The sequence below is a fragment of the Akkermansia sp. genome (assembly GCF_020860705.1).
Taxonomy (GTDB): Bacteria; Verrucomicrobiota; Verrucomicrobiia; order Verrucomicrobiales; family Akkermansiaceae; genus Akkermansia.
In genome coordinates, this window is record NZ_JAJBTT010000054.1 from 1 (window position 1) to 15,627 (window position 15,627).

Here is a 15,627-nt window from a genome sequence, read left to right on the forward strand (position 1 = left end):
GTCGGGGGGGGGGACTTGTGTATACCGCCCCGGTGGGGTGCGGGGGCGGGAGCCGTGCTCCCGTTTTCGCGCGGCTGGCAGCCGCCGAGGAGAATCAGGGAACCGAGGGCGAGAAGAGAAAGGATTTTCATGGCGGTTAATGGGCGGGAGTGGTGTTCCGGTCGGGCTGGCGGCCGGGAATGGCGCTGTCAAGACGGGCGTTTTTCGGAATATTGTAGGTTTTGGAGATGCGCTTGTTGGCCGCCTCCATGGCCTTGCCTTCAAAGACCAGGGGGCGTTCCCCGTTTTTCAATTCAATGACTACGTATTCCGGCATGTTTTTCGGGTAAAGCAGTTCGTAGGCGTGGGTGAGGCCCTTGACCTTCACGCCGTTGATTTTTTCCACGATGGCGTTGGAGATGGAGCCGGACAGGCGCGCGTTCACTTCGTCGTCCAGCACCTTGGTGATGATCACCATGTCTTCATGGTCCACGCAGCCGCCGTCTTCCTGGTAATCCCGGATGTCCAGGGCGACGTCCAGCATGGAGATGTCCGCCGCCGCCAGCACGTTGCGCTGGATGGGCTGGAATACCAGGCCGCCAAAGACGACGTAGCGGGGCATTTTATCGTATTCCGCCATCAGCAGGTCCTTGGAGAGGGAGGGTTTCATCACCATCTCCACTTTCATGGGCTTCCCGTTGCGGATGATGTCCAGCGGGAGCCGGTCATCCTTGAAACAACGTTCAATGAGCTCTTTCATGCTGATTTTCTGGCCGTCCAGCTCGATCATGGCGGAGCTGTCCACGTCGTAGCCGTCCACCTTCATCAGCAGGTCTCCGTTGCGGAGCACGCTGTCTGCGGAGGTGCCCTTGAGCACCTTGCCGATCAGCACCCCTTTTTCGTCGTCCGGCAGTCCGAACGCCTTGCGCATGGCAGGGTTCAGGATGGGCGCCGCCTGGATGCCCATGTCCACGTAGCCGTCATAGACGCCGTCCTTGATGTCTTCCAGAAAATGGCGGATGACGGGGGTGGGAATCACGTAGCCCGTGTTGTTGGCGTTGTTCAGCCCCTGGAAGGCCACGCCGATGACTTTATCCCCCATCAGGGCGGGGCCTCCGCTGTTGCCCGGATTGATGGCGGCGTCCACCTGGATGGTCAGGTGTTCCGTGTTGCGCGGATGGGCGTACGTGGTGAAGTCAATGCGGGAGACCACGCCGCGCGTGACGGAGAGCCTGTTGCCGCCGATGGGATAGCCGATCACCCTCACCTCATCTTCCAGATGGGGCAGGCTCTTGCTGAATTCAAAAGGCCTGATGTCCTTGAAGGGCGTGGGGTCTTCCGCCTCCAGCAGGGCCAGGTCCGCGTCATGGGCAATGAATTTGACCTTGGCGGGAATCTTGCGGGAATCCCCGTACATGGAGATGTAAATGCGTTCCGCGTTGCTGACTACGTGGGCATTCGTCATGAAGGCGTTTTCCCCGATCAGGAAGCCGGTGCCGATGCCGCCCTGGTAGCGGCCTGTATCCCACGGAGTGGCGTAGTCCGGAGTCAGGGAGTCCACTTCAATTTTCACGACTCCCTTGTACTGGTCATTGATGGAAACGGCGGGACCGGACATAACCTTGTCCACACCGAAGTCTGAGAGGGAAACGGCCGGTTCATCCGCATGGGAAAGCGCCGCGGCGGCCAGGACTGCACACAGCCCTTGGAGGCAGGTATGGAAATGCATGGTGGTCAGTGGTGAAAGGATAATGTTATCAAAAGAAAGGGAGGTTACAAGTTGCTCTTTCGGCTCTGGGTTGCCAGGCTTTCCTGGAAGGAATTGACTTCCTCCAGCAGGGAGGAGAAGCGTTCCGTCACGTTGCCGTCCACCTGGTTTCCGCAGTTTTCCAGGGCGGCTACGGTCTGGCGCGTCTGTTCCACGCACAGGGTCATGCGGGCGGCCATGGTGCAGTAGTCCGCATCGTTTTCCTTTTCCTGCAGGAGGCAGGAAAGAATGCGGGGGGTGATGTAGCGGATGCAGTAAAAGATCTGGCTCAGGGGTTCGGGCGGTTCCGTCCGGTTTCTCTGGGCCTTACTGATTTCCCTGCTGAACTGGCGCTGGCACAGGTCCGTCAGTTCCATGACCTGCTGGAAAAGCGGATGGAACATGCAGGACTGCACTTCCTGGGCCTCCTGCTCGTTCAGGATGTCAAACAGGCTGAGCATGCCGGTGCTTTTGCAGGAACACGGAGTACCCGTCTCTTCCGACTGGGCGATGTTGTCCAGCACGTCGTCCCAGCCCATCACAAAGGCCAGCCGGATGTCTCCGGTGGGGTTCAGCCTGTATTTCTGGAACACCTCCTGATAGGCGATGGCGATGGCTTCCGCCTCCCGGAGGCGCTTGTCCCAGTGGTGGTCGGGAAGGTTGCCGTCCTCCTGGTTGTTGGAGTAGGCCCTGGACCATTCCTTCACATGGGTGCGCAGCATCTGCTGGCTCGCCATGATCTGCACCTGTTCCTCGCAGGAATCCATGATCCACTCAGGCAGGGACACCTTGATGGAAAAGGCCGTGCTTTCCAGCAGCACCATGTCGTGATGGCTGGTAAACCATTCCAGGTACAGGGCGTTTTCCATGGTTTTCTTCCCCTTGACGGGCATGCGGCGGCTGGCCGTCATGTCCCCCGCCACGCCCTGGATATTTTCCGGCAGCTGGGTAAGTTCCGCAGGAAGCAACTGGGGGGAGGGATTTTTAAAGTCAACCATGCACCCGGCCAGGTCCTGCAGGCAGTCTCCCTGCAAGGTGATGTTCACCGGATGGGACATCCCCATGAGCTGAAGCGTAAGCCGGATAGTGCCGCGTTCACGGTTGTCCAGGGTGCCGTAGTGGACATAATCTGTAATTCTAAATATCATATGGGGAGGAGGGGGTAGGGGGAGATGAAGCAATGCTGAATCAGCAGGCGGCTGTTACCTGGGGCAGCTCCGCGTTTTTCTTTTCCACGGCATCCATGTTGACCAGCAGTTCCGCAATGGAATCCCAGCGGCCCTGGATCAGGGCTTCCCTGGCTTCCGCCGGCATCTGGATGGGGAAGGAGCCTTCCTTCCAGGAGACGGTCATGTTCCGGAGGTCGATCGTCACTTCCGTTTCCGGATGATCGGAGATGTATCGAGCCAGGGAGGCAATATCCGCGGCGGAGGCGCACACGCATGGCAGTCCGATGCCGGTGCTGTTGCCAAAAAAGATTTCCGCAAAGGATTCCGCGATGACGGCCTTGACGCCGGAACGCCTGATGGTCTGCGGCGCGTGTTCACGGGAGGAACCGCAGCCGAAGTTGGAGCCTCCCAGAATGATGGAAGCGCCCTTGAAACGGGGATCATCCACCGGATGGGATTTGGACTGGCCGTTTTCATCAAAACGCTCGTCCCAGAACATGACCCCTGCCAGCTCGTCAAACGTTATGCATTTGAGGAAGCGGGAAGGAATAATGCGGTCCGTATCCATGTCCGGCCCGGGAACGGGAACGCAGGTGCCGGTGATAGAGGTAAATTTAGTCAGAGACATACAGGAAAAAGGTGGGAAATTAATTAAAGGAAAAAACTTCGCGGGCGTCGGAGACTTTCCCTGTCAGGGCAGCGGCGGCCACCATGGCGGGGCTCATCAGCAGGGTGCGCCCCGTGGGGCTTCCCTGGCGTCCCTTGAAGTTCCGGTTGGAGGAACTGGCACAGAGCTGGTCTCCCTGGAGTTTGTCCGGGTTCATGGCCAGGCACATGGAGCAGCCTGCCAGGCGCCATTCAAAGCCGGCTTCACGGAAGATGTCCGCAATGCCTTCTTCTTCGCACTGCCTGGCAGTCATCTGGGAGCCGGGAACGGCCAGCGCCCGGATTCCGGGGGCTACATGGCGCCCCTTGATGAGGGCCGCTACTTCCCGGAAGTCCGAGATGCGGCCATTGGTGCAGGAGCCTACGAAGCACACCTGCACGGGCAACCCCTTGAGGGGCATCTCCGCCGGGAATTTCATGTATTCCAGCGCTTCATTGATCATCTTCCGTTCGTCGTCGTTCCTGGCGGCGGCGGGGTTGGGCGTGCTTCCGCTGATGCCCGTATTCTGGTCCGGGGAAATTCCCCACGTTACGGTCGGTTCAATAGCGGCTCCGTCAATCTCCACGATCTCGTCGTATTCTGCATCCGCATCGGAAGCGAAGCTCAGCCAGCGTTCCACGGCCTTGTCCCAGTCCGCGCCGGTGGGGGCGAACAGGCGGCCCTTGAGGTATTCCACCGTGGTCCGGTCCGGATTCACGTAGCCGCAACGCGCTGCGCCTTCAATGGACATGTTGCAAATAGTCATGCGTTCGTCCATGCTCATGGCGTCAATCACGTCGCCGCCGTATTCATAGGCAAAGCCCAGGCCGCCCTTGGCGCCCAGAAGGCCGATGATGTGCAGGGCCACGTCTTTGGCGCGCACGCCGGGGGCCAGTTTTCCGTTCACGTTGATGCGACGCACCTTGAGCGGGCTGAGGGCCATGGTCTGCGTAGCCAGCACGTCGCGCACCTGCGTGGTGCCGATGCCCATGGCAATGGAGCCGAAGGCGCCGTGGGTGGCCGTGTGGGAGTCCCCGCACACGATGGTCATGCCCGGCTGGGTGATGCCGAGTTCCGGGCCTACCATGTGGACGATGCCCTGGAGACCGGTGGGAAGGTCAAAGAAACGGATGCCGTTTTCCGCACAGTTCCGGCGCAGTTCCTTAATCATGGCGTCAGCCGTGGCGTCCGCGAACGGTTCCGCCTGGTTGTCCGTGGGGATGATGTGGTCTACAGTGGCAAAGGTGCGTTCCGGGTGGCGCACGGTTAGGCCCAGATCCCGGACCATTCCGAAGGCCTGCGGAGAGGTGACTTCATGCAGCAGATGTGTAGCGATGAACATTTGCGTTCTTCCGTCCGGCAGGATGCCGACGGAATGAGCGTCCCAGATTTTTTGGAAAAGTGTTTTTCCCATAGCTGGCATAAGCATCCGTCCGTTCGGGAACCGCGTCAAGATGCAAGGACGTATTGCTGACACGGTCTGTGTCTTACAGGAGGTGTTTTTTTGAACATTTCCTCCGCATTCATGGTCTGAATTGGCCGTTTCCCAGCCTTTGGCGCATTTCCGTCTTCAAGGAAAGGAGTTTTTTTAATGGCTGCCGCCCTGATCTGCGGCCTTGGAATTCCGGTGGAATTTTTTCTTCCACAGTTCCGCAAAAACGTCTCCGAAACGGTTCAACAAGTCGTCTTTCGGCAGGGAAGGGGGCATTTCATGTGCCAGGCAGGTCATCTGCACGCCCTGGATGCCACAGGGAGTGATGGCCTGGAAGGGGGGCAGGGATTCAGGAGTCACGTTGAAGGCGAAGCCGTGCATGGCGATCCATTTTTTCACCCCGACGCCGATGGAGGCTATTTTGCGGTCTTCCACCCACACACCCACCAGTCCTTCCCTGATGCGGGCGTGCACGCCGAACCGGGCGCACGCTTCAATCAAGGTGTTTTCCAGAGCGGTGACGTAATGGTGCAGATCCCTGCCGCAGCGGTTCAAGTCCGTGATGGGGTACCCTACCAGCTGGCCGGGACCGTGGTAGGTAGCCTGGCCGCCGCGGTTGATTTCATGAACCGGGAAAGGGAGCCGGGAACCGGGGTGCAGGCTGGCGTGGTCCCGCGTGCGCCCGATGGTATAGACCCCGGCATGTTCCAGCAGGAGCAGTTCATTTTCCCGTTCCGGGTCTTCCTGATGGGCCCGGACCAGCTGTTCCTGGAGTTCCAGGGTTTCCTGATAGTCTGCCAGACCGGGAATGCGGATGATGTTCATGCTGCGGAAAGGCGCCCCCTTGCGGTGCGGGGCTTAGCGCGTTCTGCGCACCTGCTGGCCCAGGGCCGTGCGGTACTGGCGCACGGCGGCGGCCAGGGAGGAGGCCATGAAGTTCTGATAACGCTCCGTGGAGATGAGCAGGGCTTCCTGGGGATTGGACATGAAGCCCCCTTCCACCAGAATGGCCGGGTGCTTGATGGTGCACAGCACGGAATAGCGCGCGCGCTTGATGCCGCGGTCTACCATGGAGATGCCCTCCTTGATGGCGAGCGGCCCTTTCAGCATGTGCCCCTGCACGGCCGTAGCGAGGGCGATGTTCATGCTGTCCTGGGAGTTGCCCTGCAGGGCGTCCTGGCGGATGTTGCGGGACATGGAGGAGGAAGTGCCCGCAGGAGCCAGCGTGAAGGTTTCCACCCCGCGGGCGGAGGGACCGCCGTCATTGAAGTGAATGCTGATGAAGATAGCGTTGTCGTGCCTGTTGGCGATGCGCACACGGTCCTGAAGGGTAATGAAGTTGTCCGTGTCACGGGTCATCACCACCTGGTAGCCCATGCCCTTGAGGCGGTCCCGCAGTTTTCTGGCAACGGAGAGATTGATATCCGCCTCCCTGCTGATGCGGTTGCGTGTGCCGCTGTCATGGCCGCCGTGGCCGGGATCAATGACTACCGTGTTGAAGCTGCGGCGGTTGGCGATGTAAGTGGGGCGCAGGACCGGGTCAATGATTTTATGCAGGTCCATGTTGGAGACCATCAGCCCCTTGGACGGATGGTCCGCCACGGGATAGGAAAGCACGAACTTCATGTTGTTCATGAACATGTCCTGGCTGTGCGCCTGCATGCGTATCTGGATCTTTTCCGGCACTTCGTAGACTTTCTGCCGTCCTTCCGTCCGTTCCCGGGTCAGTTTGTAATGAGTGCGCACTTCAGACATCGGGATGTACTGCACTCCATTGATGGTTTCCGGGTTCCATCCGAAGGCCGTGGACAGCGTCAGCAGAAACATGCCCAAAACGCCAAGCATGGCTGCAAATGATGTGCGAGAGGTCGGATACATAGGACGATATCGCGTCCAGACTAGCGGATTTTTCATGACGCACAAGAGAAAAGTTTCCGTGAAAGATTCTTTTGCGTCCGCCTCCGGAAAGCGTAAAGGCGGCTCCCGGAAGGGGGAGCCGCCTTTGATAAGCGGGAGAAGAAAAAGCGACGGATTATTTGGCCGCCTTTTCGTCCATCTTGGCCTTGACCTGTTCCTCGATTTCCGCGTACAGGTCCGGATTGGATTTGAGGGCTTCCTTCGCGGCATCCCTGCCCTGGGCAATCTGGCTGCCGTTGTAGCTGATCCAGGAACCGCGCTTCTGGATGATGTCGTATTCCATCGCCAGATCCAGCAGGCTGCCTACGGAGGAGATGCCTTCATTGTACATGATGTCGAATTCGCATTCCGTGAAAGGAGGGGCTACCTTGTTCTTGACCACCTTGATCTTGGTGCGGTTTCCGGCTACGGAACCGTCGCTGGCCTTGATCTGGCCGATGCGGCGGATGTCCACGCGTACGGAGGCGTAGAATTTCAGGGCGCGGCCGCCGGGCGTGGTTTCCGGGTTGCCGAACATGACGCCGATCTTTTCACGGATCTGGTTGGTGAAGATGCAGACGGTGCGGGCCTTGGAAATGAAGCTGGTAAGCTTGCGGAGGGCGGCGGACATCAGGCGTGCCTGGGCGCCCACCGTGGAGTCCCCGATTTCGCCTTCCAGTTCCTGCTTGGTGACCAGGGCGGCTACGGAGTCCACGACGATGACGTCAATGGAGTTGGAGCGCACCAGGGCTTCGCAGATTTGGAGTGCTTCTTCACCGGAACTCGGCTGGGAGACCAGCAGGTCGTCCAGATTGACGCCCAGACGGGCCGCGTACTGGGGATCCAGCGCATGCTCCACGTCAATGAACGCGGCCAGTCCGCCGGATTTCTGCGCCTGGGCGATGGCCGTCAGGGTCAGCGTGGTTTTGCCGGAAGATTCCGGTCCGTAGATTTCCACGACGCGGCCGCGGGCGAAGCCGCCCACGCCCAGAGCGCGGTCAATAAGAAGGTTGCCGGTGGGGATGACGTCCACTTCCATCTTGACGTTGTCGCCAAGGCGCATGATGGCGTTTTCTCCGAAGTCTTTCTGGATCTGGGAGAGGGCCAGGTCAAGGTTGCGCTTGCGGGCCGCAGCCAGTTTTTCCGCTTCGGGGGATAAAGGTGTTTCGTTACTCATAATATCGTGAAAAGTATAGCTGACGCGGCGTTAATGGCAAGTGTTCAGTAGGTCTTCCGGTCCTCATTTCTCCTTGAAAAAGAGCAGAATTCTGACATGGGGGAAATCCTGTGAAAACCGGGCGTTTTAGCTGGGGGAATTGAGGAAAAATGGAGAGAATTGCCGTGAGCGCGGGCCACGCATGGGGGAAGAATGGATTCTGCGAGGGGGAACCGGGGCCAGGTCATTCCTCAATCGGTTCCGCCAGGGGAATGTCTTCATAGGATTCGTCAAAAAGGACGGGGATATTATGCTCCGGAATCAGGTTGATGGCGCTGATTTTGCGGTGCGTCTGGCGGGCGTGCTGAAGAGCCAGGGACAGTTTTTCCACCTGGTGTTCCAGGCCGTAATGGCTGAAAGTGGCCTGGCAGTCATTGGAGAAGCGCACGCAGAAGGACCAGTCGTTGGGCGTGGTGATGGAAACGATGCTTGGCAGGAATTCCGTCACGGTGCCGGACAGCAGTTCAATCAGCTGCATGGGCGCTTCCAGCTCCCGGATGCTGATTCCGTAGCTGAGCTGTCCGGAACTGGGCGGCCTGAGAGTGACGGAGGGCATGTGCTTCCCCTGGATGTAGGGCATGTGGACCTGCTCCATGCATGGAAAGATGACGCCTTCCTTGTCCGCCAGAATGCCGTATCTGGCGTCTCCCGGATGGATGCCCAGTTCCGGGCAGTCAATCCATGCCACGGGGATGCGCGCGTCAATGTCCACCAGAAGCGTGGGGTTGGAGGAGATCTGGCGTTTGACGGACGCCCGGCGGATGGCGGGGCATTTCTGCAGGCGCTGTTCCAGCTCTGCGGCGTCCATGGAAAAGATGTTGTCCCCGGGACCTATGCCCATGACGGAGAAGGCCTGCTCCGAATTGAAGATGCCGTTGCTTTTCAGCGTGACGGTATCGATGGAGAGCCAGTCGTACTTGAGGATGTAATCCTTCCAGAGAAAAACGATGGCTCCGATGAGACCGAAGATGAGCGTGTAAACGGTGACGATGTGGTACAGCTTGCGCCGGAAGAGCCAGAAACGGTAGTTCCTGCCCTTGCGCTCAATAGTTTCTTTTCTGGCCTCCCGTTCCAGCAGGAGCATTTCCGGCCTTTTGGCGGAGCGGGGGACTGGCGTTGTGGCTTTGTGCGACATCGGGGGGTGTGGAATGGGCGACTCCCCGCCCTCTGTCAGATATTACGCTATTTCCGGGGGGTGGCTAGCGATAATTCCGCTATTTTTTCGCAAAGAGCCTCGTAGGACCAGCCAACGGCGGCTGCGGCCTTGGGAAGCAGGCTGGAAGGGGTCATGCCGGGGATGGTGTTGATTTCCAGTACAAAGGGAGCGCCGTCTTTCTCACGCAGCAGAACGTCCACCCGGCCGTACACTTCCACGCCTGCGGCGCGGTAGGCCTTCAGGGCGGCCTCCTGCACTTTCCTGGCGGTTTCTTCCGGAAGGTCCGCCGGGCAGATGTAGTCCGTGCCGCCGCCCATGTTCATCCACGGGTACTTGTTGCTCAGGTCATAGAACCCGGAGCGGGGGCAGATGTGGATGACGGGGAGGGCTTCTCCGTCCAGAATGCCCACCGTAAGTTCCCGGCCCTGGACAAATTCCTCCACCAGCACGGTGGAGCCGTGGGTGACGGCTTCCTCCATGGCGGGGAGCACGTCTTCCTGCCTGTGGACGATGTGGACGCCCACGCTGGAGCCTTCGCAGGGAGGCTTGATGACGAAGGGCAGGGGAAGGGAAGGCATGACGATGCCGTTGGAGCAGTCCAGAATTTCCGCGCGGGGAGTAGGTACTCCCGCTTCCAGAAACACGTTCTTGGATTTGGACTTGTCAAAGCAAACGGCGCTGGAGCGGGAGCCGGCGCCCGTGTATGGAATGCCGCGTTCTTCCAGCATGGCCTGGAGGGTGCCGTCTTCTCCAAAGGTGCCGTGAATGATGTTGTAGACCAGTTCCGTGCCTTCCGGCAGCCGGAAATCCGGGCCTTGCACGTCCACCTGCGTTACGTTGGTGAATCCGGCCTGGCACAGGGCGTCGTAAACGGATTTGCCGGAGACGAGGGAAACTTCCCGTTCCGCTCCGGGGCCGCCTAGTAGAAGGGCGATCTTGAGGTCGCGCTTGAGGGTGCTCATGATGAAATAAAATAATGAATGGGTTAAAATTGAGGTTCCCGGTCTCCGATGACCTGGGCTTCCGATTTCAGGTCGATGCCGCGGTTTTCCATGGCTTCCTTGCGGATCATGTCAATCAGGATGGTGATGTCACGCGCCCTGGCATGGCCGCGGTTGATGATGAAATTGGCGTGCACGTCAGACACGCAGGCATCCCCCACGCAGGCGTTTTTCAGGCCCAGTTCGTCAATGAGTTTTCCTGCCGGGATTTCTTCCGGGTTTTTGAAGATGCATCCTGCACTGGCCCCGACGGGCTGGGAAAGCTTGCGCTTGGCGCGCGCTTCTTCCAGGCGCTGTTCCATTTCCTCCGGAGAGGCGGCCTGCGCTTCAAACACGGCCTGAAGAACAAAGTTGTGGGCCAGGTCCGGAATGGAGCGGTACTGGACGTTCAATTCCTCCTTCGTGTGGCTGCGGATTTCTCCGTCTTCATCCAGACACACTACGGAGACGAGGTTTTTAATCATGTCCATGCCCATGGCTCCGGCGTTCATGCGGAGGCTCCCCCCCACGTTGCCGGGAATGCCGTCCATCCATTCCAGGCCGCCCAGGCCGTTCTGAACAGCGGCGGAGACCAGCTTTTTCAGCCGTACGCCCGCCCCGGCGGAAAGGCGGGTTCCCTGAATTTCCAGCACGTCGAATTCCCCGCCGGAGGGATGGATGACGGCGCCCCGCAGGCCGCCGTCCCTGACGATGATATTGGAGCCGCGGCCAATGACATGCACGGGAATGTTCCTGTCCCGGCAATAGTTGACGGCCGTCTGCATGGCGGAGAAGGAGGTAGGTTCCAGCCAGTATTGGGCGCAGCCGCCCACTCCCATGGTGGTGTGGCGGGACATGGGTTCGTACAGCCTGCCTTCCAGGGATTCCCCTGCGGTGCGTTCCAGATCCTCCAGAAGGGCCAGGTCGCGCGCAATGCGCATGCCGCATTCGTGAACGTTTCCGGCTCCCAGCGTCAGGAACAGGTCTCCGGGGTTCAGGGCGTTGCCAATGGTGTGGTGGGCGGTATCCAGATGGGGAAGGTAGTGCGTTTCCACCGGGCCGTGCTTGCGCATGGCGTCAATGATGGTCTGGCCGCTCACTCCTTCAATGGGCAGCTCGCTGGCGGGATAAACGTCCGCCACAAAGACGAGATCCGCCGCCTGCAGCACCTTCCCGAAGTCGTCCGCCAGCATCTGGGTACGCGTGTAGCGGTGCGGCTGGAAGTAAACCACCAGGCGGTTCGGCTGGAGGGAGCGGGCGGTCTGGAGGGTGGCGGCTATTTCCGTGGGATGGTGGCCGTAGTCGTCCACGATCCGGATGGAGGGGGAAAGGTATTTGGTCTCAAAGCGGCGCTTGGCTCCGGCAAAGGAGGCCAGGCCGCGCGTCACCGCCGGGAAGTCCACGCCCAGTTCCGTGACCAGCGCAATGGCCGCCAGGGAATTCAGCACGTTGTGGCGGCCGGGAATGCCCAGCTCCACGCGGCCCAGTTCTTCTGCCCCCTTCAGGACGGTGAACAGGGTGCGGCCGCGGCGTTCCACCACGTCCGTGGCGGTATAGTCCGCATCAGACCAGCCGTAGGAAACGGAATTGGGGAATCCGGCGCATACGTCCGCCGCCCCGGGATGGGCACGGCAGTAAATGATTTTGCCCCGCGTCTGGGAGCATAGTTGGTGAAATACGGCTTTGATTTCATCCAGATCCTTGTAATGGTCCAGATGTTCCGGCTCTATGTTGAGGACGATGCTGTGTTCCGGGATGTAGTTCACCAGCGTGCCGTCGCTCTCGTCCCCTTCCGCCACCAGGTATTCGCTGTCCTCATTCCAGTGGGCGTTGGTGCCCAGCACGGGAATTTCCGCCCCCACATAGTGGCACGGGCGCATGCGGCCTTCCCTCATCAGGTGGGCGCAGAGGGCTGAGGTGGTGGTTTTGCCGTGCGTGCCGGAGACCACGACGCCCTTCTTCCCGTTCAGGATGGCCGCCAGGCATTCCGCGCGGCGCATGCAGGGAATGTTGAGCTTGCGCGCGGCGGACAGGGCCGGATTGTCCTCCCGGATGGCGCTGGAATAAATGACGATTTCCGCGTCGGAGACGGCATCTGCGGAATGGGGGCAGGAGAAAGACAGCCCCAGGCCTTGCAGCCGTTCGGTTTCCGTGCTGGTCACCCGGTCGCAGCCGCTCACCCTGTGCCCCATTTCCATCAGCATGAGAGCCAGGCCGGACATGCCGGACCCGGCCACTCCGATGAGATGGAGGCGTGCCGGGTGTTCCCTGTCCATCAAACGTTTTCGTAAGGTTTCAATCATGGCTGGTTGCAGGGTCCGTATTTTCAATGACATTGGCGATGCGGGATACTGCATCAGGCGTATCCAGACGTAAAGCACATTCATTCATGGAGGCCAGCAGGGAGGAATCCTTGAAAACTTCCTTCAGGAACGCTGTGATATCATCCGGCGTGAGGGTGTTTTCACGCATCATCCGCGCCGCGCCGTGAGCGGCAAAGACGCGCGCGTTGTGCGCCTGGTGGTCGTCAGCGGCAAAGGGATAGGGAACCAGCAGGGCGGCTTTTCCCATGTGGGCCAGTTCCGTCAGGCTGGACGCCCCGGAACGGGAAATGACGACATCCGCCGCCGCATAGGCGGTCGCCATGGCGGAACAGAATTCAATGACGTGCACGTGGGGCATGTCCGCCGTCAACTGGCTGACGCGCGCAAAGTCCGCAGAACCGGTGATGATGAGAAAATCGCACAGGTCCGCGCACTGCCGCGCCGCTTCAATGACCAGGGAGTTCAGGTTCTTGGCCCCCTGGGAACCTCCCATCACCAGGGTCACGCGGCGGTCCACGGGCAGGTTGAGTTCCGCCCGGGATTCATTCCTGTCCTTGCGGGCCACCATTTCCTGGCGTACCGGAGTGCCGGTGACGATGCATTTGGCAGAATTAAAGTAATGCCTGGCCTCCTCAATACCCAGCAGCACGTTCGTGCAGCATTTGGCGGTCATACGGTTGGCTTTTCCGGGCAGTGCGTTTGAATCGTGCACGTAGGTGCGGATGCCCTTGCGGTGGGCGGCGTACACGGGAGGGAAGGAGGTGAAGCCTCCCATGCCGATGACGACGTCCGCGTTCACCTCGTCCAGAAGGCTGCGGCTGAAACGGATGGCCTTATAGAGCCTGAGCCCGAAACCCAGCAGGGACATGGACGGGATTTTGGGCATCGCAATGGCCTCAATGGTGCGGAAGTTGAGGTCGCCGTAATTCTTGCTGGCCTGGGCGTCTACCTTCTTCTGGGAAATCAGGAGGGTGACGTTGTGGCCGCGCTTTTTAAGTTCCTGCGCCACGGCTATGCCGGGGAAAAGGTGCCCCCCCGTGCCGCCGCAGGCAATCACGATGTTCAGGGTGGGATGCGTGGGAGAGGGGTCAGTCATAATCTTACATCAATGGAACGTTCGTCTTTGCGGGTGATTTCACAGTTGGGCTGTGCCCCGGTGGAAAATCTCTGAATGCTGGTGAGCATGCCCAGGGCGGCCAGCGTGAATACCAGGTTGGTGCCCCCGAAGCTGATGAAAGGCAGCGGCAGACCGGAGTTGGGCACGGCGTTGGTCACCACGGCTATATTCAGGATGGCGGGGCAGAAGATGATGGCGACAATCCCCACGGCCAGGAACCGCCCGTAGGCGTCCCGGCACTGCATGGCCACGCCGATGCCGGCGTACGTCATCAGGAAATAACAGAGCAGGACGAACATGGTCCCGTAAAAGCCGAATTCTTCTCCAAGGGGTGCGAAGATGAAGTCCGTATGGGCAAAGGGGAGCGTGCCGTGCTTTTCCGCGCTGTTGCCCAGGCCCACTCCGTCCAGTCCCCCGCGGGACAGGGCGATGGAGGCGCGGTACTGCTGAAGTCCGGCGCCCAGGCGGTGGGCGTCCAGGTCCTTCCAGGCCAGGAAGCGTTCCAGGCGGTTGGCGTTGCTCTGCACCAGTACGTAAAGGGCCGCCCCGGCGAGCGCCATGGCGCCTCCCAGGTAGATCTTGCGCGTGCCGGCGACGAACATCACGCAGAACGCGGACAAGGCCAGTGCTACGGAAGTCCCCATGTCTTTTTCAAAAAGAATCAGAGCCAGTGGAATGCCGAAAATGACGCCGGGCATCACGAACCCCCACCAGAGGGAGGTGGTGCGGTCCCGGTACAGGGCCAGCCAGTGGGCCAGCGCCATCATCATGCAGAGCTTGGCGCATTCACTGGGCTGGAACTGCATGCCGATGGTGATCCAGCGGCGTTCCCCGTTGATTTCCTTCCCGATGCCCGGTACGTAGCACAGCACCAGCAGGAAGGAGGCGATTCCCAGGATCCACCAGACGTACTTCCTCCATATCCGGTAGTCTATCCGGGAGAGGACCAGGGCCCCCAGCAGCCCCGCGCAGGCGAAGGCGGTCTGCTTGAAGAGGGGTTCATACGGATGCTTGGTTTCCTCCGCCCATGCCGCCGTGCTGGATACCATCACCAGGCCTACGACCAGAAGGCAGATGACGAAAAACCAGACCAGAATCATGCAGACTTTGGAAGACATGGCGTCAGGGACGGGGACAGGGGGGAATTACTTTTTGGGGATCATGATCTTTTGGCCGATCTTGAGGCGCGCTACGTCCCGGTCGCTCATCTTGTTGAATTTCTGGAGAGAACGCCAGTTCATCTTGTACTTGCGGGCGATGACGGAAAGGGTTTCCCCCTTTTTCACGATATGCGGCACGCCATCCAGTTCCGTTTCAACTGCGGCGGTTTTTTCCGGAACAAGCGTATCGCCGGGGCGCGCCGGGATGACCAGCGTGCTTCCGCTGACAAGGCGCTGCACCTTGGGATTGACGGCTTTCAGGTCATTGACGGCTACCCTGTTGTCACGGGCAACGCGTTCCCAAGTATCCCCCGTGCGCACGATGTGGCGCGCAGGACCTGCCACCGGAGCGGCGTCCGGAATGTATTCCTGGGCGGCAGGGGCCGGAGCCGGCTGCCTGTTCGGCCGGGCATCCACGACCTGTTCCGGCTGGGTGATGGTGACCGGAGCCACAGGTGCGGCCTGGGGCGCCTGGGGCACCACCGCGGGAGCTGCCGCAGGGGCCGGAGTCTGGGGAACGGTGGGCGGAGCGGGCAGGGTGCCTGTCATTTCCACGGGTTCCACCGTATTCCTAAACCAGGTGCTGCGGATATAGACCCCGCCGATGACGAGAAGATGGAGAAGAAGCAGGACGACGAGCCAGCGTACGACGGTGCTGCTGGGCGCGTCATCTTCAAATTCAGAGACGCGCGCTCGGTATCTGCTGAGCTTGGCACGGAGGATAGTGCCCATTTTACGTTTCGGACGGGTACGTCCGGTCGGGTTGTGATCGGGGGTTTTGGTCGTTTTCATGATGGTCGTTCTG

At 60.0% G+C, this 15,627-nt stretch carries 13 protein-coding genes; all 13 read right to left on the reverse strand.

What is annotated here, in order from left to right; genetic code table 11:
• Nucleotides 1–136: 136 nt before the first annotated feature.
• The 13 genes from LIO64_RS12275 to LIO64_RS12335 all read right to left on the reverse strand — a co-directional run bounded on the left by LIO64_RS12275 (nt 137) and on the right by LIO64_RS12335 (nt 15,614).
• A complete protein-coding gene (locus LIO64_RS12275) occupies nt 137–1,708 on the reverse strand; it encodes a trypsin-like peptidase domain-containing protein (RefSeq protein WP_290549740.1) in 1,572 nt (523 codons plus the stop codon).
• Nucleotides 1,709–1,752: 44 nt separating this feature from the next.
• A complete protein-coding gene (locus LIO64_RS12280; protein WP_290549741.1) occupies nt 1,753–2,874 on the reverse strand; it encodes a hypothetical protein in 1,122 nt (373 codons plus the stop codon).
• Nucleotides 2,875–2,914: 40 nt separating this feature from the next.
• Complete coding sequence (gene leuD, locus LIO64_RS12285) at nt 2,915–3,523, reverse strand: 3-isopropylmalate dehydratase small subunit (RefSeq protein ID WP_290549742.1); 609 nt, start codon at nt 3,521–3,523, stop codon at nt 2,915–2,917.
• 19 nt (nt 3,524–3,542) lie between these two features.
• Nucleotides 3,543–4,955, reverse strand: coding sequence for a 3-isopropylmalate dehydratase large subunit (leuC, locus tag LIO64_RS12290; protein ID WP_290549743.1), 1,413 nt, complete (start codon nt 4,953–4,955; stop codon nt 3,543–3,545).
• A 174-nt stretch (nt 4,956–5,129) separates the two neighbouring features.
• Nucleotides 5,130–5,798, reverse strand: coding sequence for a lipoyl(octanoyl) transferase LipB (gene lipB, locus LIO64_RS12295; protein WP_290549744.1), 669 nt, complete (start codon nt 5,796–5,798; stop codon nt 5,130–5,132).
• 33 nt (nt 5,799–5,831) lie between these two features.
• The gene (locus LIO64_RS12300; RefSeq protein WP_290549745.1) at nt 5,832–6,818 is read right to left on the reverse strand and encodes an N-acetylmuramoyl-L-alanine amidase; all 987 of its coding nucleotides are present in this window, start codon (nt 6,816–6,818) and stop codon (nt 5,832–5,834) included.
• A 187-nt stretch (nt 6,819–7,005) separates the two neighbouring features.
• Complete coding sequence (gene recA / locus LIO64_RS12305) at nt 7,006–8,046, reverse strand: recombinase RecA (protein ID WP_290549746.1); 1,041 nt, start codon at nt 8,044–8,046, stop codon at nt 7,006–7,008.
• A gap of 223 nt (nt 8,047–8,269) precedes the next feature.
• Nucleotides 8,270–9,220, reverse strand: a complete 951-nt coding sequence (locus LIO64_RS12310; protein ID WP_290549747.1) for an FtsQ-type POTRA domain-containing protein — start codon at nt 9,218–9,220, stop codon at nt 8,270–8,272.
• Nucleotides 9,221–9,267: 47 nt separating this feature from the next.
• Nucleotides 9,268–10,203, reverse strand: a complete 936-nt coding sequence (locus LIO64_RS12315; RefSeq protein WP_290549748.1) for a D-alanine--D-alanine ligase — start codon at nt 10,201–10,203, stop codon at nt 9,268–9,270.
• A gap of 23 nt (nt 10,204–10,226) precedes the next feature.
• On the reverse strand, nt 10,227–12,524 hold the full coding sequence (murC, locus tag LIO64_RS12320; protein ID WP_290549749.1) for a UDP-N-acetylmuramate--L-alanine ligase: 2,298 nt from the start codon (nt 12,522–12,524) through the stop codon (nt 10,227–10,229).
• Nucleotides 12,517–13,641 (reverse strand): undecaprenyldiphospho-muramoylpentapeptide beta-N-acetylglucosaminyltransferase, encoded by a 1,125-nt coding sequence (gene murG, locus LIO64_RS12325; protein WP_290549750.1) that lies wholly within the window; start codon nt 13,639–13,641, stop codon nt 12,517–12,519. Before murG ends, murC begins: the two co-directional genes overlap by 8 nt.
• Entirely contained in the window at nt 13,638–14,780 is a 1,143-nt protein-coding gene (locus LIO64_RS12330) for a putative peptidoglycan glycosyltransferase FtsW (RefSeq protein WP_290549751.1), read from the reverse strand. The genes murG and LIO64_RS12330 overlap by 4 nt, the downstream gene beginning before the upstream one ends.
• Before the next feature lie 27 nt (nt 14,781–14,807).
• Entirely contained in the window at nt 14,808–15,614 is an 807-nt protein-coding gene (locus tag LIO64_RS12335) for a LysM peptidoglycan-binding domain-containing protein (protein ID WP_290549752.1), read from the reverse strand.
• Nucleotides 15,615–15,627: the final 13 nt, after the last annotated feature.